Origin of the sequence: Rhodococcus sp. 5A-K4, from assembly GCF_046097995.1 — a bacterium.
In the GTDB taxonomy this organism is placed as follows: domain Bacteria; phylum Actinomycetota; class Actinomycetes; order Mycobacteriales; family Mycobacteriaceae; genus Rhodococcus_F; species Rhodococcus_F erythropolis.
Window position 1 is genome coordinate 38,225 of the sequence record NZ_JBJURM010000026.1, and the last position, 23,600, is coordinate 61,824.

A 23,600-nucleotide genomic window follows, 5' to 3' on the forward strand; every position below is an offset into this window, starting at 1 on the left:
AGCGGTCAAGCTGGCGCATGGTGGAACCGCTCAGCTGACCGCTCAACAGGCGCATCTGGGTCAGTGCCCCATCCCGATTCCACCGTCGACATTGATCACGGTTCCCGTGATGTATCCGGCCCCGGGGGACAGAAGGAATGCAGCGGTTGCGGCGATCTCCTCGGGCTTTCCGAAGCGACCCAGGGGTATGTGCGAGAGGGCCTTCTCGACCACGGTGTCGCTTACCTCCGCTGCCATATCGGTTTCCGTGAAACCAGGCGCGACAACATTTGCAGTGATGCCGCGTGAGCCGAGTTCTCGTGCCAGTGAGCGAGCGATCCCGATGACTCCGGCTTTGGCAGCGGTGTAGTTCACTTGGCCTGGCATGCCGGACATTCCGCTGGCAGATCCGATGATCACGATGCGGCCGGCCCGATTCTTGAGCATGTTCCGGGAAGCTCGTTTGACGACACGGAAGACTCCGGTGAGGTTGGTGTCGACAACTCCGGTGAACTGATCGGTGGTCATTCGCATGATCAGGGTGTCGTCTGTGATGCCGGCGTTGGCGATCACGGCCTCGACGGGTCCGTCTTCCTTCTCTACGAAGGTGAAAGCGTTGTCGACCGATGCGTCGTCGGTGACGTCACACTCGACCCCGTGCACACCTTCGGGTACTGGGGCGCCGCGGTGCGTGCCCCAAACTGTATGACCTTCGACGACAAGTTGTTTCGCAATGGCGGCTCCGATTCCTCGGTTGGCTCCAGTTACGAGTACGCGCATTGAGATTTCTCCAAAAGGTTTGTATGACTGTGGAATGAGGCGTTCGGTGCCTTGTTAGGCGGACGTTGCTGAATCCTCGAGTAGGAGAATGATGGCGACGGGATCGCCGTGCTTTTCACGGGCTCGTGCGGAGTGCAACTCGAATGTCGCTGCGGTGTAGGGCTCGCCGTCGATCAGGACCTTTTGAGCGCCGCTATCAGGGTCGTTGTGGCTGGCTAGCTGTTCGAGGTCGATCTGGTCGAGCACTTGAGCAACCTGCGATTCGCGTAGTGGTGCGTGCTTGCCGACCGTTGTCAACGGGATTCGGTTGCGCGCTTCCACGAGCATGAGGGTGGCGTTGCTGTACTTGACCAGCGATGCAATGTTCGCTTCGAGTTCCCGCTCTTGGAGGCGAAGCGTGAGCCCGTAGAGCGTGCGCTGGTTTCCGTCGTCGGTCAGACGTAGCCGGCAGGACGACCACATATGAACAAATTCTGCGCCATCGGGACGGAGGGACCAGTAGCTCTGGATGAGCATGCCGTCTTCGCCGGTGAGGGCGTCGTAGTAGCCGCCGACCATGCCCCAGGCGTCTTCTGGGTTGAGCCAGGTGAAGAGATATTGGACGTGGCGTTCCTCGCCCGCTTCACGTCCGTCTCCAATCATGGACGGGTCGTCGCCGCTGGTTCGCGTCGTCATCGCGGACATGTCCAGAACCCACACGTTGTAGGTCGGCCGGGGTTCGGGTTCGTTCTCACCGATCCAAACGATCAGGGCGACCGGCGTTCCGTCGGATGCATCGATCTGGTGACTTTCGACAATGAGGCCATCTACCTTCGGGACTTCTTTGCCTGCGAGAAGAGACCGGACAACAGCCTCGACGACCATCTCTCCCTTCTTGCCGAGCCCAAGTTGGCCGGCACAGCGTGGGAGCGTCGACGCAACTCGCTCGCCGCCCGCTGAGTGGATGAACACGTCTTTTCCGTAGGCCGTGCCGATGATGTCGACGGCAAGCCACATTCCCTTTGTCGCCATTTGACCAGCATAAGCGGCATGCGAATCGAAACCTACCGGTACGTACTTAAACAAACTGATTGGTTTGTGGCAGTGCTCACAAAGTTTGCGCGGATCCGTTTCGCCGGTATTTACTGAGCGGCGACATGGCTACGCCTTGTCACAGCACCGGTCGGTGAGCGACTCCCTTCCGGAAGCAGAGGCCCACATTCTGTGGGTCTGTTTCCGGTTGCCAAAAAAAGGGGGGAGCTGTCAAATGATGCCGGTTTTAGATCGCGACGTGAGTAGATTCGTCCCTACTGAACCGAGTATCGATTCAGGCCGGCTCGTCGAGCCCGCGATCATGCGCGCGACGATTCGCCGCCACCAATTCCTCGACCGAGATACCCAGTTTCTTCGCAAGTTTCGCCGCGATGACATACGGAACGACTCTTTCACCACGTTCGATGGCACCAATCACTTCGGTAGTGACGCCCACCGCAGCGGCAAGTTGCATCTGAGTAAGACCTTTGAGTACGCGCCAGTCTCCTGGGTAGCGGGTATCGACAGGCACCAATACGACATCGGAAATCTCGATGCCGAGTACGACGGCTACCTGCGCCAGCAGGTCCACGCCAGGAGAGACCTGGCCGTTCTCCCACCGCCGAACCGTCGAACTACTTACACCTGCACTGCGAGCAAGTGCGGCGCGGCCGACTTTTCTGGCCTCACGAGCCTTCTTCAGGGCAGCCGGAGAGAACCCGCGCATCATTCGACGGCTCATCAAGCCGCCCGGGTTTTTGTCTTCATCGCTAGACACTGTGCCGCCTTCCCAGTACGGTTTGCGAATGTGGACATCTTTCGTTGGCTATATTTAGATGCCCCCCTCGCACTATCGAAGAACTATACCGGTGACGGTAAACACGGAAGGGAAGTTGTGACGATCTGACGCTGACGCGCTGACATCCATTGGATGTTGAGCGCAAAACCCCTGGAAGTGGACTCCTGATTGGCGTCCGGTTCCACATCCAGGGGCCCTTTTTGCCTGTGGCACACATAGGCATACGCGTACACCCAGGTGGACCACAGGCTTCTGAGCTTATGCGGTCCGTCGTAGACCGCAAAGTGGAGGCGGCTGACGTGAATCGGCCTACTGCAACACCTTTTGACATCGTTCCGGTGGAGCCGCATGTTACTGAGTCCGATCTCGGTAACCCCTTGAACTCGGTTCCGGCGAACAATGCTTCAGCACAAGCATTTATGCCGGTCAACCGCGCGGCGTCCGCCCAGATCGCATCGTTTGGCGACCGGGCGGACGCCACCCCCTTGACCCGGCCTCGCTATGGGGTCGGAATATTGTCGGCCGCTAATCCGGTGACCCATGCACCGTCAGACGGGCAGGTCGACACGGCGCCCATCTCGCCCTCATCCAGGAGAGAGCAGATGGGCGCCTCCAAGCGTTGCATCCCACTGTTCGCGAGCGTCGTTAAATGCCCAGGCCGCAGGCCTGGACACGTCTGCGTCAATGCTCCGGTTTCCGGATTTTTCCGTGTGTGCGCCGTGGGCCACACACAACTTCCCACTTCTTCCAGCATCTTTCGGCGCTTCGTGAAGGGCCATCTGCCCGACTGACGCGAACCCCGAATCGCGAGGTAAAGACCTTGGCCCACAACCAGATTAGAAGGTTTCGGATGAAGAAGGATCAGAGTTCACCGACGGTGAGCATCCGCCGGCCTCTCGGCCGCGTGGCTGCGTCCGCGCTTGTTTGCGCAGTCACAGTCGCTGTGGGTGTGGGTGCGAATGTCGTTCCTGCACAGGCAGAGACCAGCTGGCTCGATCAGTTGGTCTCGAACTGCCCCGAGTTGTACGTCCTCGGTATGCAGGGCACCGGGCAGTCGTCACCGGATGCTCCGGTGAAGGCCGATACCGGGATGCTCTCGAACGTCATGTCCCCGCTGATGGAGGAAGCGCGCCAACTCGGCGCTTCCGTTGATCGGGCATACGTTCCGTACCCGGCTGGGTTCGGCGGCGCGGTTCCCGGCGGCAAAGAGTCGTACGCCGTGTCGGTAGGTACGGCGGAGGACAACCTCAAGGCTGCTGCGGAGAAGGTCATCAGTGCGTGCGGCTCCACCAAGCTCGCGGTGGTCGGTTACAGCCAGGGCGCGCACGCTGCCTCGGATTTCCTCGAAAAGGTCGGCAAGGGCGAGATCAGCTCTGTACCTGCGGCGAAGATCGCTGCAGGCGCCTTGTTCGGGTCGCCGACCCGCTCGACGGGCTCCGGCGTTTTCCCCGGTACTTCGCAGACCACTCCGTCACCGGTTCCCGGTACGTCGGGCACAGCGGTGAAGGCTTTGCCTGCGGTCACGGTCACGACGGCGACAGGTGGCGGTATCGGTCCGACAGCCGATACCGCCGCCAGCTTCGGCTCGCTGAGTGGCCGGGTGTCGATGTGGTGCGAGACCGGCGACCTCGCTTGTGACGCACCGCCGAACGCTCCCATCGCTCGCGCTGTCGCGAACGTCGCAGGTCAGGCAGAAGTCGGCGGCGACCCGTTCGTCGCAGTGCAGAGCATCGGCCTTGCGCTCGCGTCGACTGCGTTCAACACCGCCGTCGATGTCATCAACGAGGACATCTCGGTTCCGAAGAACTCGATCGAGAACCTGTCGATCACACCGAAGAAGACGCTCTCGCAGCGATTGGCGGAAAGCTCCGATCCTCGGGCCACTCCGCCGACCGGCAAGGAAGCAATCTCCGCGCTGATGAAGGTCGGCCTGGTTGCGGTCAATGCCGTGGTCACGGTCGCGAAGAAGGTCATCACGCCCGAAACGATCGCGGCAGTTGCTGCGGTGGGTCTGGCGAATCCGGCTGCGGCCTTCGGCATCATCGCCGCGAAGACGGTCGACGCGGTGGTCAACCTCATTCCGCCGGCCACTACGCAGCGCGTGGTCAAGCAGACCTTCGACCTGGTCAAGGGCGAAGTGAACGCGAACAAGGATCTGTTCGACCTGGCCGCGCTGACGAAGTACTCGAATGTCCAGGCCGCTCACGGCTCGTACGGATCGGCGTCTGCGACCTCGACCGGCCTTGCTCCGACCGACTACGTGGCGAAGCTGTTCGCCGCTGCGGCCGCTGACCTCAAGACCGGCGGCTCTTCCTCCTCCAGCTCGAAGACCTCGTCGACCACGTCGTCGACGAGCACCACTCGAACCACCACGCCGTCGGCCACACCGACAACCTCTCGAACCTCCGCCACGTCGTCGAGCTCCACCTCGACGCCGTCGGCGGCAACCTCCACCACCGTCGCCACGTCGACGGAACCACAGACCGGCCTGACTACAGATTCATCCACCGAAGGGAAAGAAAATCATGGGTAAGCACACTAAACAGGGCCGGATCGTGAGGGTCGCCGGAACTACGGCGATCACCGCTGCAGTCATGGTCGCCGGTTTCGGCGGCGTCGCGAACGCTGCACCGACACAGGGCGGCGTCACGACAGCTCCTCCCACGCAAGGCGGTGTGACCACAACGGCTCCTCCCACGCAGGGCGGCGTCACGACCACCGCACCGGCTCCTGCTCCGGTTCAGACCTGGGTTCCGGCGCCGGTCGAGTACACCCAGCAGCCGACGCGGCCGCTCGACAACTGGGACTACAACACCAACGAGTACGTTCCGCCGACCTACAGCAACAACGACAACTATGTTGCGCCGATCGACTACAGCTCGATTCACCTTCCGACGCAGCTCGAGACGTTCACAGCACCGATTCAGGCACCCGAGGACAAGATCCGTTTCGGCCGCTACCTCGCTGATCGCCCGAACTGGATCACCAAGGACACTGCGGACAAGACCAACGGTCAGACCGCTGTCATCGAAGCTCAGGTGACCGACTTCTGGCGTTCGACCGGCATCGACGCCGATGAGGCTGAACGTCTCGCCGCCGCGCAGGTTGGTGGCGCTGCCGCTGGTGCTCTTACAGGTGCCGCCGCGGCTGGTGTTCCCGCGGCCACGGTTGGCGCGTTGGTCGGTGGAACCATCGGCGGCACTTCGGCGGTCGGCCTGTTCACACCGATCTTGAGCCCGATCGGCCTTGTGCCCGCAGGCGTCGTGGGTACCGCGACCGGCGCGGGTATCGGCGCTGCTGTGCTCGGTGTGCCTGCTGCTATCGGTGGCGCAGTGGTCGGCGGCGCGAGTGGCGCTCTCGCTGCATCTGCCTACGGTGCAGGCGATTTGGGGCAGCCGATTGACTTCGAGATCCCGGACGTCGATCAGCCCGCGATCACGGAGCAGACGGAAGCCGTTCTCGATCAGTGGTCGGCCAGCCCGCCGGTCGGTACCGCTGCCGCTGACACGGTTCGCAACACCGTCGCTTCTGCACCGGTTGTCGATCAGCAGATCCGCGACGCGGTCACCTCGGTTCCCGGCGGCGCTGGTGCTGTGGCTGCATTCGACCAGGCAGTGACCGATTTCCAGGCGAACACGGCCGTCCCCGGTCTGCCGCTCGGAATGATCGCCGACGCCATCGGTGCCGGTATCCCGGCGTGAGCCACTGGCGAGGGCAGGACTTGATCCTGCCCTCGCCGACCTACTTCGGAGGAAAAATGGCGACGGACAATCGCACGGACAACGAACTGTTCCCTGATGTGCTCGAGCACTACGGGAATGACGACATCGGGATGCGCGGTGACGTGGATTTCCCTGTGCCGCAGGAAAACTACGAGATCGACTACACAACTGATGACGATGCCGGCGACGACGATGTCATGCTTCCGCTCGTCGGTATCGACGTCGAACCGGTCGAGTACGAGAGCGAACCTCTGCCGGTCGGGGGCTTCCCCGTCGATCAGGACGTCACCACGGTTCTTCCGGTGTATGTCCCTGACGCTGTGGTGGATCCGGTCGTCGAGCATTACGGCGCAGCGGAGGACACCACCGCCGAAGCAGCCTTCGATGGCGACAGTCCCGCTGCGCTCGGCGTCGACGAGGACGATCCGTATGCCGGGGCGCCGGATTGGGTTCGCGCACACATTCCTCGCGGTCCGCTCACAGCTCCGGAGTCCACGCGTCGCGGCATTTCCGGCCGTATCCCGCGGCGACCTGCTCGAACGGCAGTCGAGGCGGCTGAGCTGCCCACCGAGCAGATCGCTCCGGAACCGAAAGCTCCGAAGGCGCGCAAGCCTCCGAAGGTCAAGACGGTGCGCGACTCGTCGGACAGCTCGCGTAGTCCGTGGCTGCTCGGCGGCGCCGTTGCTGCTGTGCTGGCGGTTCTCGTCGGCGGCGCGGCCGTGGTCTTCGGCGGGTCCGAAGACGGGGGTGAGGTTGCGGCGCCGCCGCTTCCGTCCTCGGCGAAGACCGCCGGCCCCACGATCGCGGAGACTCCGGCGTGGTGCTCTCCTTCGTCGGCCGGCGGCAAGGTCGTCGGCAACGGTGCCGGTGATCAAACTTCCGGGCCTGGGCTGATTCAGGCGTTCGATTACGCGTACTACGTCCAGCGTGACGCGGCGAAGGTGTCGTCGATGTACGTCACCCCGCAACCGCTCCCGCCTCTGCAGGCGTCGATCGACGCTGCTGCCGCGCTGGGTACCGAGCACTGCCTGACCATCTCGCCTACGCCGACCCCGAACGTGTTCGAGGTTCAGCTGCTCCTGCGTACCGAAGCAGGCACCGAAGGCAGCACCAAGCAGCGCATCACCGTCGCCGATGCCGGTTCAGGTCTGAAAATCGCCGCACTCGAGGAGATCCCCGCATGAGCAACGTCGTCCCTATCAGACGCGCACCGAAAGTCGCTGAGCCGGAGAAGGTGTCGGCAATGGTCGTCGCCGGGTCCGGTGGCGCATCGACCACTACGACCACGTTCGGCCTGGCGACCGCCCTACGGTTGGGCACCGGCAAGGACGTCACCGCTGTCGACTCGACCAGCGACGGCGGAAACCTGCTCGATCGCAGCCGTTTCCGTGCAGTCAACGCCTCCCGCTCGATCGATGTCTTCGGCTCACACATGGCTGAGACCAGCTCGGGGATGCTCGTCGTGGGACGCTCGCCGGTCAGTCAGGGCCAAGATCCCGCGCTGGTGGACATGCTGCTTCAGAGCCGCGACACGGCCCGCGTCTACGACGTGGGCACCGCCCTTCGGTCTCCGCGGCTTTCACCGCTGATCGAGTCCGGTGCCGCGCTGGTCGTGGTCGCTCCGGCGCGCACCGAACCGCTGAGCCGGATGAGGGAGGCGATGAAGTGGCTGATGGCGACATACGGCGCTGCGACCCTCGAAGACACCATCGTGGTCATCTCTCACCAGATGCCCAGATCGCCAGTCAATTTGGCGCCGATTAAGGCGGCCCTGACTCCACAGATCGCAGGTTTCGTCGAGGTCCCGTTCGATCCGGCTCTCGCTCGTCCGGGCGTGATCGACCACCGCGAACTCGCTGCCTCGACCCTCGATGCGTGGACGGACGCACTCGACGTTCTCGGCAGCCTCAAAGCCCCTGCTACAGCCGAGAGCTCCGATCAGAAAGGACAAATGGCATGAGCGCAGGGGATGTTCTCGAAGCTCCGATCACCTTGGACCGTCCCGGCCCTGCGGTGTGGCTGATGGGCTCCAAGGGCGGTGCCGGAGTGTCCACGCTGGCACAGTGGCTCAGCTTCACCGGCGACAGTGACCGCCAGTGGCCGTGCGGAACCAACGTGGAGGCGGAGTCGCCGTACGTGGTGATCGTCGCCCGAGAGACCAGCGACGGACTCAAGGCAGCCCACGAGCTGATCGTCCGTCACAAGGAACGCGAACTGTCCTCCCGGCTGTTGGGTCTGGTCACAGTTGCGGCCTCGCCGACGCTCGACAAGAGCGTGCGTCAGTACCGCGACATCGTTTCCGCTGCAGCAGGAGCGCACTGGCGGATCGAATGGCACAAGTTCCTCGCGGCCGCCGCTCTCACAGCTCTCCCTCGCTGGCATCCGCTCGACGGGCTGCCCGAACAGACCAAGGGAACCAATGCAGTTCCTACGGATGTGATCGCTGCCGGCATCGGCATCCTCACAGAAATTCAGCGTTCACTTCCCGACCTGCGTTCCGGGCACTGAACTCCCACCCCGAAAGGAAAACCCATGGTTCACACCATTTACGACACCGCGATCCTCGCGGTGGACTTCAACGTCAACGCCGAACTGCCCCCAGGAGCGAACGGCTTTCTCCGCATCCTGAACTGGGTCCTGTGGATCGTTCTGTTCGGTTGCGTTGCGGCCGTGATCGTTTCCGGCGGAAAGTTCGCGTGGGAGAAGTGGTCCCGCGGTGAAAGTGACGCCGTGAAGATGCTGATCGGTTCCCTCGCTGGCGCGGTGATCGCTGGATCCGCGACCACGATCCTGAACGCGGTCACCGCCTGATGTCCGCCATGACCGCCACGTCAGACTTGATCATCGTCCCTCCTCCCGTCGGTCCGGGGCCGTTCCTCAATATCCTGACCTGGATCCTGTGGATCGTTCTGTTCGCCTGCGTGGCGGTCATGGCAGTCATCGGCGGCATGTTCGTCACCCCACGAGGTCGCCGGTACCTACGTGAGAAGGATCGCAACGCTCCGCGTTACACCCTCAAGCTCGTTGTCGGTCAAGGGGGCGGCATTCTGATCGCCGGTACAGCCTTGTTGATTCTGCAGCTGGTGTCGTCATGAGCGCCAAAACAACTCGTGAGCGCGGCGGCGCGCAGACCCCAGTGGGATTGCTGATACTCCGCCCTGCCACGGTCTTGCTGTTCACGGCTGTCTCTATCGGGGTGTTACTCGTGCTGCGCGCCCGCGAACCGTTCGTACCTCCAGCGCAGTGCTACGCCACTGTTGCCGCCGGCAGCACCACTCTCTGCAAGGACATGCTCGGTCAGTTGGAGTGGGTGATGTGGCCAGTCGTCGTTATCGCTGCCGCCGCAACCATCTTTGCCACCGCGCACTCGGTACGCCTCTACTTCCGCAACCCCAAAAGGACGTCATCGTGACCAACACCGAACTACAGAAACCGATTTCGCTTCCCGAAGGTCGACGCGGGCTGCTGTACTCGCCCGGCGACGAGTGGGCGTGGGAGCAGCAGATCCGCGACGTCCAGGAATACACGTTCGCCGCCGACGGAGTTCCGGTCGAACATCATGATCGTCAGGCAGCGTTTCACCGGGCAGCGAGCCGGATTACACAGGCTTTTGTCAATCAGGAACGCCGGAAGCCTCGTGCATTTAAGGACGAGCCCGGCCATGTCCACGTCGCGGAAGCCGCAGTGATCCGTATGTCGCGGCAGTCGGCGCGGTGGGTCAGCGGATACGTCAGCCCCTGGGTGTACGCCGCGGGCGCAGTCGTTGCCGCCGCGTCCCTGGCAGTGGCCGCGATTCTGATGGCGTGGCCGGAGCGGTTCCTGAATTTGATGTTGGCCGATGCGCCTCCCCGCGATCAGTGGATCGAAGGTGGTGCGGTCGCGGACCGTGTGGCGAGTAACGGTGCGTGGTTCGTGATGCTTCTGGTGACTCTTGCCTTGGTGTTCGGGTTGTTCACGCTGGCGGTCTGGTCGGTGGACGGTCCGACCATGCCCCGGCGGCGGAAGATCAACGGCCAGTTGTGGATTATCTTCCGGACCTCTCTCGCGGCGGGAATGTTAGCGGTGGGTGGGATGCTCGCTGTGGCGATCGCGATCGCCGTCATCGAAATGCCGCCCGTATGAGCGCCTCGGTGGCTGTCCTGGCGGCAGTCGAACTGCCGGAATACGTAGTCAAGGACATCAGCACGGCATTCGGATGGATCGCGGGAATCGCGGCAGCGGTCTGCATCGCGAAGATCATGTTCGTCGGCGCCCGTATGGCGTGGGACCACAAACACACTGCGGGCCTGGAGTCTCCAACGATCGCGGAACTCGCGGCAGCACTTGCCGGATGGGTTCTGGCAAGTGCCGCCGCGATCGGAATCGCAGTCGTCCTCATCGACGCGGGCCGTATCCCGGAGAACTCGGGTCCACCACCGGAGAAACCAAGTCTGGTCAACGACATTCAGCAGAAGTACCCCCCGCTGGAAGAGGAGAAGTAATGCGAGTTCTTGCGTGTGTATCGGTTGCGGCGGCGGCATTGGTGTTGGCAGGGTGTGGCAGCTCACCGGAGGAAAACGACGTCCCGGAGGTGTCATTGACTGCGGCACCGGAGATCTCGTCGTGGTCGAGCCTGAACGGGATATCGGTACCGATCGGTGTGGCCGACGGTCCCCGTAGCGGCATCTGGGAACCGCTCACAGGGTTTTCCCACACGCCACAGGGCGCAGCTCTGGCTGCGATCGGCCAGTCCGTGCAGTTGTCCACAGCGTCGGATATCTCCTGGTCGAAAGTGCTTCCGGTCGTCGCAGCCCCCGGCGAGGGCCGTGACGCATTTGCCGTCAATCGGGCATTGATCACGGCGACGGGGTCGATCGATCCATCAGTGGCTCCGTCGATCCTTGGCTACCGGTTCGAGAACTACAGCGAGAGCAACGCTGCAGTCGATGTCGTCCAGCGTTTCCCCGACGATTCGTTGGCTTCCACCCGTACGAACGTCGTCTGGGTCGAGACCGATTGGAAGCTCGACCTTCCCACTCCGGAGAACGCGGTAGGCGCAAAAGAGTTGACGGAAATTCCTTCCGACATGGTCGATTTGGAAGGAACGCGGAAATGATGCCGCAACACGCTATTCTATTTAGCACCCATCCTATCAAGAACGGACGAGTTGATGAGTGAACACCCCACCGAGGCACCGCCGAAAGAGTCGGCGCCCACGGATTCGGGCTCCGATTCCGGACGAGACCTCTCTCTCCGTTGGCTGATGGGAGGCTCGATCTTCGTCGTGATTCTCGTGGCCGGCCTGATCTTCTCGATTGTCATTGCGGTGCGCGGCGGTGACGAACCATTGGTTCCGGCAGGCGATCAGGGCAATGGCGCGACGGAGGCAGTCGAACAGGACCAGTTCGCGACTGATCCGTTCTTCGACGAGAAGGGCCGCGTGGTTTATGTCCCGTTGAACACGAACGGGGTCATCTTGCGGCAGTCCGCCCCAGCGACGGGGCGCGCGGCGACGACTGCGCCGTCCGGGATCATGCTCCAGCAGGTCCACGAGAACATGCACCTTCCGTTCTCGACGTCCGACGGCCCGACAGGTTTCAGTGACAGCGGCGTGGCCACCGGCTTCTCCCGTACCGCTCAAGGTGCGGGCTTGGCGGGAGTTCACTACTTCAGTTACCTGGCAACCGGAAACACCCGGGTGAAGATGCTGCAGGACGCCGGCGTGGTGTCCGACCCGAACAACACCCTTCCTGAGCTGATCAAGTTCAACAGCTCTGGGCAGCCCGGTGCAGCACCAGACAACTTTCCCTCGCGCGTGCTGCAAATGATCAAGGTCGACTACAACGACGATCTTGCCCGCGTCCATCTCGGGGCGACAGTGCAGCTCGATTCAGGACGCATGAGTAACCGCGACATGTGGCTGGACCTCGTGTGGCGCGACGGAATTGGTTGGTCCGCTGTCATCCCACCGAAGGGACGAGCCGACGTTCAGGATCTGCCCGACTTCTCGGGTGGGTGGACATCATGGTGGTGAACAGGGCCGTTTCCAACGCGAAGCGAGTGGTTCTGGTTGTAGTCATCGCTTTCATTGCCCTCCTTGGATCGGCTTCTGCTGCATTTGCCCAGGACGACGAGCCATCTGTGGGCGGCACGATTCTGAATGCGGCCGATTGCGGGCTAACTGCAGCGATCCCAGGCGCCTCACAAGGCTTGGACGTCTTCGGAGCTATTACCGGCATTGATGTGCCGAACTGCGGCGACGCGATCGAGGCGGTGGCAACTGCACCGCAGACTCTGATAAAGAAGGCCGCGACCGGGGCGTTCGAGACTGCGGGTCTGAGTTTCGGTGACGCGGGCGCATCAGTCCTCAAGTTCGCATTGGGCTGGTGGATCACCATTCCCGGCCAGGACGAATCCTCGTTCATGGAGACCCTCGGACGGATCACCGAATACACGTACTACATCCAAATCGCGTTCCTGACTGTCTCGGTGATGTTCCTCGGAATCCGGTTGATGATGGCCAGATCCGGCACGATCCGGGACATCTCCACCGAAGGTGTTCAGCAATTAGCGCGGGCGACGATTCTGTCCGGGTCGATCGGATTCTTCGTTGTTCTCGGCACTCGGGTTTCGGACAACGTGTCTCGGTGGTTCATCGACGGCACAGTCGGATCTGACCCGGATGCGCTGGTGGACGCGATGATTCAAATCGGCGTCTACGCCACTCCGGGCGGTTCGGCGTTGCTGTACGTCATCGGCTTCATCGGAATTCTCGGCGGTTTGGTCATGGCGTTCCTGCTGCTGATGCGGATGGGACTGCTGGTCGTCATCTGCGCTGCGATTCCGATTGCCGGGGCCGCTGGCGGCACGAAAATCGGGTCACAGGCGTACGAGAAGATGGTCGCCTGGACACTGGCATTCCTGCTGTTCAAGCCCGTCGGTTCCTTCGTGATCGGAGTCGCGGCAATGCTTTTCATGCAATCCGCTCCCTCTCGGGAGGAGAACGGCGGCGCGATGACAGCGCTGATCGGCGCACTGCTGTTGTGCTCTGCAGCGTTGGTTCTCCCGTCGTTGATGCGCTTGGTCACACCGGCTGTAGGCGCGATGGGCGGCGGTGGCAGCGGTTTGGCTGCTGCTGCAGGTGCCGCTGCGGTCGGCGCGAAGGTCGGCGGAATGATCGCCACCGGCGGAGCTTCCGCGGGCGCAGGCGGAGGCACTGCTGCGGCAACGAGCGGTGCGAATGGGGCGCAAGGCCCTCCTGGCGGGGCCAACGTGAGCGCGCCCGCGAACTTCGGCACAGCGGGCGGCGACACACCCGGCCAGGGAAATGCGCAGGGCGGCAACGAAGGAACACCCACCAGTCAAGGCACCCCGCCCAGCAGTGGTGTGCAGGGCGGGACTGAGGGCACGCCGACGAGTCAAGGAATGTCGTCGGGTGCCGGCGGCGCGGATGAAGGTTCCCGTGATCACGATTCGGCGAACGACTCGCTGGTCGGCGCCGCACCAGCCAATAACGGAGGGTTCGAACGATGACCGAGTACCGGATGTACGGAAACTGGCGTCGCCCCCGCTCGACAGGTATGGCGGGCGCGACGTTCGGAACAACGATCATCGGGATCGTCGCGGTGGTTGTCCTCCTGTTGTCGAGCTTGATCATCGGCTTTTTGTGGGCAATGGGTTTTGCGGTGGTGTTCGCAATTGCGTTCGTGCCGTTGCTGATCGAGAGAGACGGACGAAGCGGATATGAAAGGGCAATTCTGATGTGGCAGTGGAGACGTTCGGTCAAGCGCGGGGAGCATGTCTACAGCTCGGGCACGTTCTCGAGGATCCCCGGCGGGAAGTACCGGCCGCCGGGAGTGCTCGCCGATACCGAGCTGTACCAGCAGATCGACGCGAACAATCGCCCCTTCGGGATGCTTCACATGCCGCAGGTCGACGGCTACACCGTGGTACTGGACGCGCACCCGCAGGGCAGTGAGAACTTCGATCAGGCGGTGCTCGATCAGGCGGTGGGCAACTGGTCTCAGATGTTGACCATGATGGGCGAGACTTCCGACATCATGGCCCTGGTCGCAGTCGTGGAGACCTTGCCGAACACGGGAATCGAGTTGCGCGAGACGGTCTCCCAGAAGGTCCGGGGCGACGCACCTCAGTTGGCTCGCGATTCGATGTACCAGCTCTCGAAGGGGTTGACCACGGGCGGTATCCGTCTCGGCGCCCGTATTTCGATCACGTTCAAGGCGCAGACCGCGGACCGGAAGAAGGACCCCTCCGAGCAGGCTGTGGAGATCGCGCGCCGTCTGCCGCAGATCACCGCCGCAGGCGCTCGTGCTGGTGTGCCGTGCACGCCGATGAGCGCCGACGAAATCATCGGTATGGTCCGCCGCACGGTAGATCCGGCATCGCTGGAAAGTATCGAGCAGGCTCTGTTCTCCGGCGAAGGTACCGGGCTGACCTGGGCTGATTGTGGTCCTCGTACTCAGATCGCGGGCAAGGACCGACTCACACATGACGGCGCGGTGTCGGTGACGTGGGAGATGCGTGAGGCACCGAAGTCAGCGATTCACGAGAGTGTTCTCAAGCGTCTGTGCGATGTGAATCCTGCGGTGCCTCTCAAGCGGGTCGCGATCGTCTACCGGCCGCATTCGGCTGCTGATGCGACCGACATCGTCAATCGCGATCACCGCGACGCGACGTCGGCGATGAACACCGGTCGCGGAATCGTGACGGCGAAGGCCAAGCTCGAGGTCGCTGCGACGGAGCAGTCCCGGATGGAGGTTGCTCGCGGGCATGGTCTGACACGGTTCGGGATTCTGATCACGGTCACGCAGCCTGCCGGCAGTTCGGATGTTCCGCGGATCGATCACCTGGTGCGAGACCTGTCGATTCAGAGTCAGCTCTCGATCCGGCGATCGTTCTGCTGGCAGTCCCCGGCCTATTGGGTGTCGATGGGGATCGGTGTCATCGCGCCTGAGCACACGTCCATTCCGTCGTTTGTCAGCGTGTAGGGGTCGTCATGGTAAAGCACAAGAATCTCTCGAAGTCGTCCCAACCGCCGAAGATCAGCGTTCTCACCGACGAGGACCTGTCCAAGCTCGAAGCTCGGGAAGCTGCGGCGACGAACCCGATCCAGAAGGCGTGGCTGTCGACGCTCGTGCGTCGGCAGTACAGCCGCCGGGCGACGATCACCGCATCCGAACGGGCGCGGGAAGATTCGTCCGACCGACAGGTGTTCGGGCTCGACGCACGCGGGTTTGCCGGGCCGGGCGGTGGCAGGATGTCCACGGTCATGCCGCCGGTCGAATACCGCGGCACCAACGTTCAGATCGCTGGCCTGTATCCGTGGATCGTCGGTGCCAACGCTCCGGTGCTCGGCACTCCGCTCGGTCCGCATCTCGCGACAGGGGCGCCGGTGTGCTTCGACCCGCTCTCGGCCAAGGAAGCGAAAGCGATCAGCGCTCCGGCGTGCATGATCATCGCGCTGAACGGGTTCGGTAAGTCGACACTGCTCCGCCGTATCGCATTGGGCGACATCGCGGCCGGTGTGCGGGTGCTGTGGCCAGGTGACGTCAAGCCTGACGGCCGCAAGCTCACCGAAGCCGTCGACGGTCAGGTCACCGAAGTCGGCTACGGCGGCATCGGACGGATCAATCCACTCGATCCCGGTCCGATCGGTGCCGCGATCGACGACCTCGGTCGCCACATCGACGATCTGCGTACTCGTGCGAGGTTCGAGCATGACGCCGAGATTCTCGCCGAGATCGACGAGGAAATCGCGGTTCAGGAGCTTCGTCGTCAACAGACGCAGTACGCGCTGCACGCGCGGCAGGAAAACATCACGGGCGCGTTGTGCGAGATCGTGCGTGGAAAGCGGCTCGAAGACTTCGAGCAGACGGTGCTCGCATCCGCGATTCGCCTGCTCTACACACCGCACGAGGAGGGCGGGGCGGGATTCAGCCCCACGAACCCGGCAATCCTGGACAACCTGATTGCCTTGCTGGTCTCGGGCAACCAGGAATTGATGGACGACGCAGTCGTGGACGACGAGCAGGAGTATCTGGCTGCGATTCAAGGCTTGCGGCGCACGTTGCGGGCGATGGTCAAGGGCCGCTTCGGGGAGGTCTTCAACGGTCAGTCCACCGTCCGCTTGGACGTCAACAAGCCGTCGATGTGCCTGGACATGTCCAGCGTCCCGCAGGACGACGAGATGATGCGTTCTTCGGTCCTGTTGTCCGGATGGAACGAAGCGTTCGCCACGATCGAAGCGGCGCACGTGCTCGCCGACGCGGGTCTGGGCCCGAACCTCGCTTTCCACGTGCTGATGGACGAGCTGTGGCAGGTGCTCCAGCGTCCGATGATGGCGGGCCGTATCGACGCGTTGCTACGCCTGCAGCGTGTGGTCGGTGTGGCGATCACCTTCGTCACGCACTCGATCGAGGACCTCGAAAAGGCCGGCGCATTGGGACTGTTCGAGCGGTGCCGCGCCCGCATCATCGGCCCGGTCCCCGATGTGGAGATCAGCCGTTTGGAGAAGGTCATGAACTTCTCGCAGACCGAGAAGTCGATGCTGACCAACTGGAGCAACGACGCCGATTTGAATTCGCCGATCGATCAGAAGAATGCCCGGATCCGCCGGGCTGCGGCGAAGATTCGCGAGGCGGCGGAAAGGGCGGGTGTCGTCTCGGCGGACAAGCAACTGGTGATCGCTGGTCCTCTCGCCGCAGGTACCGGGCAATTCCTGCTCAAGCTCGGTGAGGGAAACCGTCCCGGTGCTCCGTTCAAGGTGTGGGTGACGCCGGCCGAACGTGCGTCGGGAATCCACAACACCGACGAACGCCTCGAAGCAGCGACGAAGGACCGCAACCAGGGGTTCGCCGCATGAACACTGAGCGCCGCCGCTACCGGATCGTCGACGACGACACCAAGAGTGACGCGATCGCTACGGCCGTGCGATGCATCGAAGCGGGGGACTCGTTCACCGCCGCATGTGCATCGGTCGCGAAGGTCCTCGACGTGTCCGAGACCGCCGTCCGCGGCTGGGTCAACGCGTCCGGTCTTCGCCCGCAACCGTCGTTGGAAGTGGTGCGCAGACTCGAACTCGAGTTGGCGGCCGCCACAGAGCTGAATCGTCGACGCGAGGCTCGTTTGGGCGTCGGCGGTCAGCGGGCGGGTTCGGCGAAGTAATGGAGTCGGAGAACAAGTCACTGCTGATGATCGTGATCGCCTTGCTCGTCGCGATCCCGATGTTCCTGATCGTGGGCCTGGCGATCCTCTTCCAAGACGAGGAAGAACAACAAGCGGCGACGGACTGCCTCGGCGGTACGGGGTCGTCGGCGGTCAGCGGAGACATGATCGCCCCGCCTGGCTCGTTCATCAAGCCTGTCGATCCGGCGTTGGTGGAGTTCACCTCACCGTTCGGTGAGCGGTGGGGAACCCAGCACAAGGGCATCGACCTTGCCGGGCCGATCGGTACGCCGATTTACGCGGCCGCCGACGGCACGGTGGCCGACGCGGGTGCCGCATCCGGGTTCGGGCAGTGGGTTGTTCTCGATCACGTCATCGACGGGAAACTGACCTCGACGGTGTACGGGCATATCGACACGTACGTCGTCGAGGCCGGCCAACAGGTCCGTGCAGGTCAGCAGATCGCCACCATCGGCAACCGCGGTGAGTCCACCGGACCTCACCTGCACTTCGAAATCTGGCCTGGTGGGCGAACCGGCGGCGCGGCCGTCGATCCGAAACCGCAGTACGACTCCTCACCCGCTCCGGGGGAGAAGAAGGCTGACTCGACGACGCCGAGTACCTCCGGGCCTCGCGCACCTCCTGCCCCGTCGGCGCCTTCGGCAGCGGGCGGCGCGGATCTGGCGCAGGCATTGCCTGCCTCTGCCGGTTCCGAGCAGAACATGCAGGTCAATACGAAACGTCTGATCCGCGCTCTGCATCTCAAGTTCGGTGATCGACTCGACACCCTCGGTGGTTGGCGCGCAGACGGTGGTGGCTTCTCCGACCACCCGAGCGGCCAGGCCGTCGACGCGATGATTCCGGACTACAGCTCCGGCACCGGCGTTGCGACCGGCGACGAAGTCCTCAACTACGTGATGGGCAACGCCGAGTTCTTCAACGTCGACTACGCCATCTGGCGTCAGACGTACTACCCGGTCGGCGGCACGCCGAACAAGATGGACGACCGCGGTAGCGACAACGAAAACCACATGAACCACGTCCACATCACCGTTCACGGTGGCGGATTCGACGAAGGTTCGATGCAGTGGGGATCGCTACCCGGAGGCTCCGGACAGGCCACGAAAGCAGCCGTCGACTGCACCATCCCCGGGACAGGGCTCGGAGACAGTCTCGCCGCCGGTTCCGTACCACCGGAATTCGCGCCGTGGCTCGAACGCGCCGGGGCGATCTGCCCGCAGATCAAACCGTCGCTCCTCGCCGCGCAGATCGAACAGGAATCGGGCTTCCAGCAGCACGGCTACAACTCGGCCGGCGCCAGTGGTTACACCCAGTTCATCGACTCCACGTGGGCGACGTACGGGTACGCCGTCGACGAGCAAGGAAAGAAAATCGGCCCCGCCGGCTCCGGTGACAGGAACAAGATTTCCGATGCCGTCATGGCTCAAGGCGACTACATGTGCACCATCGCCAAGACCATCGACGCCTGGATCTCCGACGGATCGGTCAAGGCTCCCAACGGACCGACAGAGCTGTACCTGGCCGCGTACAACGCCGGTGAAGGCGCAGTCCAACGCGAAGGCGGTTTCCCCACCATGTACAGCGACTACATCACTCAGACCAGGCCATACGCAGACAAGATCATCGCGAACGAGGCGAAGTACCGAGCCATCAACAAATAGCCGTCTATATTTGACACCGGTATAACATAGAATCGAGTTTGTTCTCATGCGCGACCTTCACCGCAGGAAACGGGGGATCAGGACCATGCAGAAAACGCTGCGGCGTTCGGCACTGACGGTCGGTGCGCGCCCTTCTCTTTCAACTGGAGTCGGCTGGGGGTGCCACCTCGACGCCTGAACCGATGTCAGCCCCAGCACTTCGAACAAGGAGCCCTCACAGCATGTTTCAACTCTTCCGCAAGAATCCGACGCCGACGCCGGCACCGACAACGCCACAGGGCGACCAGGAGCGGTACGTTCCGCATCAGCCCCCCGGCGTCGGCGAGTCCGTACGCCGTCACGTCTCAGGGCGGCCCGGCATCGACCCTCCACCCTGCGGGCAATGGGAGCTCGGCATTCTCGCCGACTATCGCTTCCCAAAGAACAACGGACATTCCCCTGTCGGCGAGGTGTACACGTTCGCCGAATTCAGCGCTGCCCTGCAGGCCGCGACCGGTGAGCTTGTCGTTGATCTGACCGATTCGGACCGCGTTGTCCCAGCTGAGCAGATCATCGCAATCACTCGTTGCTGCGCTCCCCACTCGCAGGTCGGCCCCTATATCCCCACCGCCTATGTCATCGACGACGGTCCTCGGTCTCCCCGTGACGTCACCGAACCCGAACGACAAGCACAGCACGAGGCACACACCCGGATTCTCACGGCATGGGCCGAAGATCCCTCCGTCACCGGCGTCTACTTCGGACGCTTGTCGGATCCCGTGTACGTCCCCACAGTTTCGAGAAGTGGGAGCGCGAAATGACGAGCATTGCCCGATCCATGCCCGTGCCGAAGAAACTCCTGATCGCAGGGCTGATTGCCACCACGGCGGTCCTGGCGGGTTGTGGGTCGTCGTCCGGTGACGGCCGGGGCGGTGAGCACGGCGGCAGTGACGATCACGTGCACATCGACCCGTACGACCCAGCGCACCTCGACGAGGTCGGCACCGCCACCACCGCAATGGAAACGATCTTGTCGTGGCAACCCGCCGTCGACGAGAGCAAATCCGATGCCTTGCGTCGCGCGCGGCCCTGGCTGGGCGGCGACCTGGCGGCCACCGTCGACAACGACAACGGCGGCGCCACCGGCATACGCCCGGACCGCGAGTGGGCGGCCTGGAAGGAATCAGGCGACGCACTGACCGCGTCCTGCACGAAAGCGGAGAGCACTCCTGCCGCACCGGAAGGAATGCGCACTGTCGTCATCGACGTCAGCTGCCGGCAGACAGTGCTGCACGCAGCGGGATCGAGCACCAACCTCGCTGCGCAAACCTGGCGAACCACCATCACCCGCACCGACGACGGTTGGCGTCTGACCGACTACCGCTACCAGTGAAGGAGAACTGACCATGTCTCAGATGCGCCGTGTTCGTGCCAAGACCAGCGGAAACAAGGAAGGCACTGTCCTGGTCGCGATGCTGGCTGTCATCGCTGCATCGTTCCTGCCGGTGATCGCCTACAACCTCGGCGGCGGTGAACACGAGGTGTGGCATCCGGTCGGGTTGACACTGAACCTCGGCACGGGCAAGTGGACCTGGCCCGACGGCGCCACCGGGGTCCTGATCGGTGAAGTCGTGTTCCTCATCGCGCTCGCTGCAGGGGTGCTGTACCTGCTCAAGAAATTCGGTCTCCTCGACAGGCTCCAGGAAAAGGGCGCCGAACGGCGCCTCGACAAATACGCGAAGACGATGACCGATCCGCGCGACGTCGAACAGACCAATCCCACATATCAAGCGGCAGAGACGGCGCGGCTCGCACCGGCTGCGAGCGAATCCCACCCGGGGTACCGGGGAATCGTCATGGGTCTGACGGTTCACCGCAAACTCGAACTGAGGATGCCATGGGAATGGGTCGCCATCGCCATCGCCGGTTCACGTATGGGAAAGTCTGTGGCACTGGCCATTCCGGCGATGTGCTACGCCCTCGGGTTCCTGTTGGGAACCTCCAACAAACCGGACGTCTACACCCACACCCTCCTTGTGAGGAAGAAGATGGGCCGGGTATGGCTCCTCGACCTACAAGGTGTCACCACCGGCAACCGACGCGAACCGGCGAGCTTCTGGTTCAACCCGCTTCGCCGCGTCGACGACCTTCCCTCGGCGAAGGTGGTGTGCGACTACTTCATCTCGGCAGCAACCGATTCCGAATCCCGAGGTGACGCCTACTTCACCCCTGCCTCTCATGACTTGTTCGCCTCGTATGTTCTTGCCGCTGCCCTTGTCGGAGGCGATATGCGCCATGTGATGGATTGGCTTCGCGAAACGCAATCCCAGGTTCCCGTGCGAATCCTCGCGCAGAACGGTTACGGCGACCGAGCGAACACCATGCGCTCCAAGCAAGCAGTCAACGCGAAGCAGCGAGACGGCTTCTACGACATGGCGCGCCGGTACCTCGACCCTCTCGACGAACCCCGCTACGAGCAGGCGATCCTGCCGAATACCCGCATCACGATCGGCACAGACAGTGACGGCAACATCACCATCGCTCCGGGACGGGCGGTTCACAACCTCCCCGAGCTCGACGTCGACCAGGTGGTACGGAGCACGGACACCGTCTACGCCATGAGCAAGGAGGGCGCCGGTTCGGCGTCCGCGCTGACCACGGCACTGGTCGGAGCACTCGGCGACGCGCTCGAGGAATACGGTGCGCAACAGAGCAACGGCCGCGTACCGATCCCGGCGACGGTGGTCCTCGACGAGGCCGCGAACATCTGCAAACTGCAGAAGCTCCCCGGCTGGTACACCCACTTCGGTAGCCGCGGTATCAACCTCTTCACCATTCTGCAGTCGGCCTCGCAAGCGAAAACCGTATGGGGAGAAGCGCAGTGGAAAACGATGTGCGATGCCGCCAACATGATGTGGTACGGCGGCAACGTCGACGACCAGGACTTCCTGACCTCGCTCTCCAACGACATCGGCGACCATTTCGTCCTGACCGAGTCCCGCAGTCGCAGTGCCGGAATGTTGGGCGGCGGGCAGACCACGATTTCTACCTCAGAGGTGAGAGAGAAGATCCTCACCGTTGACGACCTCAAGGCCCTGCCTCGCACCCGTGCGATCGTCACCGTTGCGGGCAGCAAACCACTGTTGGTGGAGAAGAACTACTGGGGGAAAACGCCTTTCGCTGAAGACATTCAGCGGTCCGTCGACGAATGCAAGGCCGGGAACCACCGCGTCGAGCAGAAAGCACTGCCTCTCGGAATCTCCGATCGCCCCGTGGTCGCTGATGATGCGATCACCGGCCCCATTCCCCGCGTCGTCATCGAGAAGGAGCCCGTCGTCGCTGACGAACCCCTGGTCGAGCTGCCGGTCCATCCGGTAGCCGCACCCGCCCCGCGAGTCGCAGCAACATCGAACTTGGACGACATTTTCGAGTCCGAGTTCTTCGGGGAAGGACCGAACTGATGGTCGATTTCGCATCCACAGCCGACGATTGGTCGACCCAGGATGACACCAACTACGAGGACCCATCGGACTACGGCGTCGAAGAATCCGAACCGGACACCGACAACGACGATGGTGTCGGAGCGGGGTGGGGTGTACCCGACGAACCTGACGCAGACGCCGAACCGGATGCGGAAGCCGCCGACGATGACGGTCAGGGTCCAGGTCCGACAGATCCGGAGCCAATGGTCTTCTCCGATCCCGCGCCGCATGGGGGATCGGCCATCGTCGGAGAAGAAGGCGAGATCGAACCCGCGTACGCCAACGTCGTGGAGTTCGTCGAACAGTTCTTCACGCAGGTCGTTCGCCGAAAGATGGGCATGGGCGGCGGAAGCAGCGGAAACGTTTGGGATCCCCGATGGGCGCTTTACCCCGAAGTGGCCGGCCGCCTGAAAGCGCTCTGGTTCGCGTACGAGGAAGCCCGTGCATCCGACGGGCCTTCGGCGATGTCTGCCTGGTGGATTCAGCACTTCGACGCGCATTTCCGCGTGATCTGCGACGGAGACAACGGCCCGATGTCCGACGCCACCGAAGACGGCTCGTGGATGGGCCACCCCGCGCTCAAGTACGAACCGGTACCGCGGGAGTTGCTCGACGACCTCATCGGTGACGGGGGTGACGCGTGATCGACATCGACGAGAACTTCAAGCGCCCGGTCGAGGACGCTATCGAGTCGCTACGGGATCTGGCGGACACTCCAGGTTGTCAGTGGGCTGCGCTCTACTTGGCTGAAATCGTCCGGAGCGCTGCGCTCGAAGTCGCTGATGACACGAAGCTGGAGAACATTCTGCGCTGTGCCGATGGCAGCGATACGGCGGCCGCGAGCGCGGTCATGACGGCATGGCAGCGGCATTTGAGAGAAAGCCCTGCCCTCACCAGCCCTGCCAGCGTGACGCGACTGTGCGATCGGATGGACGAACTCACCGACGGCACCCGGCGCGCTCTGGCGAACGAGGGCAACGAACATCAGGAACAGAGGAAATAG

The 23,600-nt window shown here is 63.0% G+C and carries 25 protein-coding genes; 22 read left to right on the plus strand and 3 right to left on the minus strand.

The window, feature by feature from the left end:
• Window positions 1-60: 60 nt before the first annotated feature.
• The 3 genes from fabG to ACKAMS_RS26650 form a co-directional block, all read right to left on the minus strand.
• Entirely contained in the window at window positions 61-759 is a 699-nt protein-coding gene (gene fabG, locus ACKAMS_RS26640; protein ID WP_161121686.1) for a 3-oxoacyl-ACP reductase FabG, read from the minus strand.
• 54 nt (window positions 760-813) lie between these two features.
• On the minus strand, window positions 814-1,770 hold the full coding sequence (locus ACKAMS_RS26645; RefSeq protein ID WP_321188105.1) for a hypothetical protein: 957 nt from the start codon (window positions 1,768-1,770) through the stop codon (window positions 814-816).
• A gap of 295 nt (window positions 1,771-2,065) precedes the next feature.
• Complete coding sequence (locus ACKAMS_RS26650; protein WP_161121685.1) at window positions 2,066-2,548, minus strand: helix-turn-helix transcriptional regulator; 483 nt, start codon at window positions 2,546-2,548, stop codon at window positions 2,066-2,068.
• An 871-nt stretch (window positions 2,549-3,419) separates the two neighbouring features.
• Here ACKAMS_RS26650 and ACKAMS_RS26655 point away from each other — a divergent pair.
• The 22 genes from ACKAMS_RS26655 to ACKAMS_RS26760 all read left to right on the plus strand — a co-directional run bounded on the left by ACKAMS_RS26655 (window position 3,420) and on the right by ACKAMS_RS26760 (window position 23,600).
• Window positions 3,420-5,102 (plus strand): cutinase family protein, encoded by a 1,683-nt coding sequence (locus ACKAMS_RS26655; protein ID WP_161121684.1) that lies wholly within the window; start codon window positions 3,420-3,422, stop codon window positions 5,100-5,102.
• Complete coding sequence (locus ACKAMS_RS26660; RefSeq protein WP_161121683.1) at window positions 5,095-6,270, plus strand: insoluble domain protein; 1,176 nt, start codon at window positions 5,095-5,097, stop codon at window positions 6,268-6,270. The genes ACKAMS_RS26655 and ACKAMS_RS26660 overlap by 8 nt, the downstream gene beginning before the upstream one ends.
• Before the next feature lie 56 nt (window positions 6,271-6,326).
• On the plus strand, window positions 6,327-7,475 hold the full coding sequence (locus tag ACKAMS_RS26665; RefSeq protein WP_161121682.1) for a hypothetical protein: 1,149 nt from the start codon (window positions 6,327-6,329) through the stop codon (window positions 7,473-7,475).
• Window positions 7,472-8,251, plus strand: a complete 780-nt coding sequence (locus ACKAMS_RS26670) for a hypothetical protein (protein WP_161121681.1) — start codon at window positions 7,472-7,474, stop codon at window positions 8,249-8,251. Before ACKAMS_RS26665 ends, ACKAMS_RS26670 begins: the two co-directional genes overlap by 4 nt.
• Window positions 8,248-8,799: a DUF6668 family protein gene (locus tag ACKAMS_RS26675; RefSeq protein ID WP_161121680.1), complete on the plus strand. Its 552-nt coding sequence runs from the start codon at window positions 8,248-8,250 to the stop codon at window positions 8,797-8,799. The genes ACKAMS_RS26670 and ACKAMS_RS26675 overlap by 4 nt, the downstream gene beginning before the upstream one ends.
• A gap of 24 nt (window positions 8,800-8,823) precedes the next feature.
• Entirely contained in the window at window positions 8,824-9,102 is a 279-nt protein-coding gene (locus ACKAMS_RS26680; protein WP_011331190.1) for a hypothetical protein, read from the plus strand.
• A gap of 8 nt (window positions 9,103-9,110) precedes the next feature.
• Window positions 9,111-9,386, plus strand: a complete 276-nt coding sequence (locus tag ACKAMS_RS26685; RefSeq protein WP_321188104.1) for a hypothetical protein — start codon at window positions 9,111-9,113, stop codon at window positions 9,384-9,386.
• Window positions 9,383-9,703, plus strand: coding sequence for a hypothetical protein (locus ACKAMS_RS26690; RefSeq protein WP_161121678.1), 321 nt, complete (start codon window positions 9,383-9,385; stop codon window positions 9,701-9,703). Before ACKAMS_RS26685 ends, ACKAMS_RS26690 begins: the two co-directional genes overlap by 4 nt.
• Window positions 9,700-10,413 carry a hypothetical protein gene (locus tag ACKAMS_RS26695; protein WP_161121677.1) on the plus strand — a complete coding sequence of 238 codons (714 nt, stop codon included), beginning with the start codon at window positions 9,700-9,702 and terminating at the stop codon, window positions 10,411-10,413. The genes ACKAMS_RS26690 and ACKAMS_RS26695 overlap by 4 nt, the downstream gene beginning before the upstream one ends.
• Entirely contained in the window at window positions 10,410-10,772 is a 363-nt protein-coding gene (locus ACKAMS_RS26700) for a hypothetical protein (RefSeq protein ID WP_161121676.1), read from the plus strand. The genes ACKAMS_RS26695 and ACKAMS_RS26700 overlap by 4 nt, the downstream gene beginning before the upstream one ends.
• Window positions 10,772-11,386 (plus strand): hypothetical protein, encoded by a 615-nt coding sequence (locus ACKAMS_RS26705; RefSeq protein WP_161121675.1) that lies wholly within the window; start codon window positions 10,772-10,774, stop codon window positions 11,384-11,386. Before ACKAMS_RS26700 ends, ACKAMS_RS26705 begins: the two co-directional genes overlap by 1 nt.
• 54 nt (window positions 11,387-11,440) lie before the next feature.
• Window positions 11,441-12,304 carry a hypothetical protein gene (locus ACKAMS_RS26710; RefSeq protein WP_161121674.1) on the plus strand — a complete coding sequence of 288 codons (864 nt, stop codon included), beginning with the start codon at window positions 11,441-11,443 and terminating at the stop codon, window positions 12,302-12,304.
• Window positions 12,295-13,803, plus strand: a complete 1,509-nt coding sequence (locus ACKAMS_RS26715) for a hypothetical protein (protein ID WP_161121673.1) — start codon at window positions 12,295-12,297, stop codon at window positions 13,801-13,803. The genes ACKAMS_RS26710 and ACKAMS_RS26715 overlap by 10 nt, the downstream gene beginning before the upstream one ends.
• The gene (locus ACKAMS_RS26720) at window positions 13,800-15,278 is read left to right on the plus strand and encodes an SCO6880 family protein (protein WP_161121672.1); all 1,479 of its coding nucleotides are present in this window, start codon (window positions 13,800-13,802) and stop codon (window positions 15,276-15,278) included. Before ACKAMS_RS26715 ends, ACKAMS_RS26720 begins: the two co-directional genes overlap by 4 nt.
• A gap of 8 nt (window positions 15,279-15,286) precedes the next feature.
• Window positions 15,287-17,152 (plus strand): ATP-binding protein, encoded by a 1,866-nt coding sequence (locus tag ACKAMS_RS26725; protein WP_161121671.1) that lies wholly within the window; start codon window positions 15,287-15,289, stop codon window positions 17,150-17,152.
• Window positions 17,149-17,454 carry a hypothetical protein gene (locus tag ACKAMS_RS26730; RefSeq protein ID WP_161121670.1) on the plus strand — a complete coding sequence of 102 codons (306 nt, stop codon included), beginning with the start codon at window positions 17,149-17,151 and terminating at the stop codon, window positions 17,452-17,454. The genes ACKAMS_RS26725 and ACKAMS_RS26730 overlap by 4 nt, the downstream gene beginning before the upstream one ends.
• A complete protein-coding gene (locus tag ACKAMS_RS26735) occupies window positions 17,454-19,136 on the plus strand; it encodes a peptidoglycan DD-metalloendopeptidase family protein (RefSeq protein ID WP_161121669.1) in 1,683 nt (560 codons plus the stop codon). Before ACKAMS_RS26730 ends, ACKAMS_RS26735 begins: the two co-directional genes overlap by 1 nt.
• A gap of 221 nt (window positions 19,137-19,357) precedes the next feature.
• Window positions 19,358-19,936, plus strand: coding sequence for a hypothetical protein (locus ACKAMS_RS26740; protein ID WP_161121668.1), 579 nt, complete (start codon window positions 19,358-19,360; stop codon window positions 19,934-19,936).
• Window positions 19,933-20,508, plus strand: coding sequence for a hypothetical protein (locus tag ACKAMS_RS26745; RefSeq protein WP_321188103.1), 576 nt, complete (start codon window positions 19,933-19,935; stop codon window positions 20,506-20,508). Before ACKAMS_RS26740 ends, ACKAMS_RS26745 begins: the two co-directional genes overlap by 4 nt.
• A 13-nt stretch (window positions 20,509-20,521) precedes the next feature.
• Window positions 20,522-22,576, plus strand: coding sequence for a TraM recognition domain-containing protein (locus ACKAMS_RS26750; protein WP_161121667.1), 2,055 nt, complete (start codon window positions 20,522-20,524; stop codon window positions 22,574-22,576).
• Window positions 22,576-23,241, plus strand: coding sequence for a DUF4913 domain-containing protein (locus ACKAMS_RS26755; protein WP_202427383.1), 666 nt, complete (start codon window positions 22,576-22,578; stop codon window positions 23,239-23,241). The genes ACKAMS_RS26750 and ACKAMS_RS26755 overlap by 1 nt, the downstream gene beginning before the upstream one ends.
• Window positions 23,238-23,600 carry a hypothetical protein gene (locus ACKAMS_RS26760; RefSeq protein ID WP_161121666.1) on the plus strand — a complete coding sequence of 121 codons (363 nt, stop codon included), beginning with the start codon at window positions 23,238-23,240 and terminating at the stop codon, window positions 23,598-23,600. Before ACKAMS_RS26755 ends, ACKAMS_RS26760 begins: the two co-directional genes overlap by 4 nt.

Bases quoted from the DNA above. Each gene is read 5' to 3' on its own strand.
- fabG (WP_161121686.1), bottom strand. From the start codon at position 759: ATGCGCGTACTCGTAACTGGAGCCAACCGAGGAATCGGAGCCGCCATT.
- ACKAMS_RS26645 (WP_321188105.1), bottom strand. From the start codon at position 1,770: ATGGCGACAAAGGGAATGTGGCTTGCCGTCGACATCATCGGCACGGCC.
- ACKAMS_RS26655 (WP_161121684.1), top strand. From the start codon at position 3,420: ATGAAGAAGGATCAGAGTTCACCGACGGTGAGCATCCGCCGGCCTCTC.
- ACKAMS_RS26660 (WP_161121683.1), top strand. From the start codon at position 5,095: ATGGGTAAGCACACTAAACAGGGCCGGATCGTGAGGGTCGCCGGAACT.
- ACKAMS_RS26665 (WP_161121682.1), top strand. From the start codon at position 6,327: ATGGCGACGGACAATCGCACGGACAACGAACTGTTCCCTGATGTGCTC.
- ACKAMS_RS26670 (WP_161121681.1), top strand. From the start codon at position 7,472: ATGAGCAACGTCGTCCCTATCAGACGCGCACCGAAAGTCGCTGAGCCG.
- ACKAMS_RS26675 (WP_161121680.1), top strand. From the start codon at position 8,248: ATGAGCGCAGGGGATGTTCTCGAAGCTCCGATCACCTTGGACCGTCCC.
- ACKAMS_RS26680 (WP_011331190.1), top strand. From the start codon at position 8,824: ATGGTTCACACCATTTACGACACCGCGATCCTCGCGGTGGACTTCAAC.
- ACKAMS_RS26685 (WP_321188104.1), top strand. From the start codon at position 9,111: ATGACCGCCACGTCAGACTTGATCATCGTCCCTCCTCCCGTCGGTCCG.
- ACKAMS_RS26690 (WP_161121678.1), top strand. From the start codon at position 9,383: ATGAGCGCCAAAACAACTCGTGAGCGCGGCGGCGCGCAGACCCCAGTG.
- ACKAMS_RS26700 (WP_161121676.1), top strand. From the start codon at position 10,410: ATGAGCGCCTCGGTGGCTGTCCTGGCGGCAGTCGAACTGCCGGAATAC.
- ACKAMS_RS26705 (WP_161121675.1), top strand. From the start codon at position 10,772: ATGCGAGTTCTTGCGTGTGTATCGGTTGCGGCGGCGGCATTGGTGTTG.
- ACKAMS_RS26710 (WP_161121674.1), top strand. From the start codon at position 11,441: ATGAGTGAACACCCCACCGAGGCACCGCCGAAAGAGTCGGCGCCCACG.
- ACKAMS_RS26715 (WP_161121673.1), top strand. From the start codon at position 12,295: ATGGTGGTGAACAGGGCCGTTTCCAACGCGAAGCGAGTGGTTCTGGTT.
- ACKAMS_RS26720 (WP_161121672.1), top strand. From the start codon at position 13,800: ATGACCGAGTACCGGATGTACGGAAACTGGCGTCGCCCCCGCTCGACA.
- ACKAMS_RS26725 (WP_161121671.1), top strand. From the start codon at position 15,287: ATGGTAAAGCACAAGAATCTCTCGAAGTCGTCCCAACCGCCGAAGATC.
- ACKAMS_RS26730 (WP_161121670.1), top strand. From the start codon at position 17,149: ATGAACACTGAGCGCCGCCGCTACCGGATCGTCGACGACGACACCAAG.
- ACKAMS_RS26735 (WP_161121669.1), top strand. From the start codon at position 17,454: ATGGAGTCGGAGAACAAGTCACTGCTGATGATCGTGATCGCCTTGCTC.
- ACKAMS_RS26740 (WP_161121668.1), top strand. From the start codon at position 19,358: ATGTTTCAACTCTTCCGCAAGAATCCGACGCCGACGCCGGCACCGACA.
- ACKAMS_RS26745 (WP_321188103.1), top strand. From the start codon at position 19,933: ATGACGAGCATTGCCCGATCCATGCCCGTGCCGAAGAAACTCCTGATC.
- ACKAMS_RS26750 (WP_161121667.1), top strand. From the start codon at position 20,522: ATGTCTCAGATGCGCCGTGTTCGTGCCAAGACCAGCGGAAACAAGGAA.
- ACKAMS_RS26755 (WP_202427383.1), top strand. From the start codon at position 22,576: ATGGTCGATTTCGCATCCACAGCCGACGATTGGTCGACCCAGGATGAC.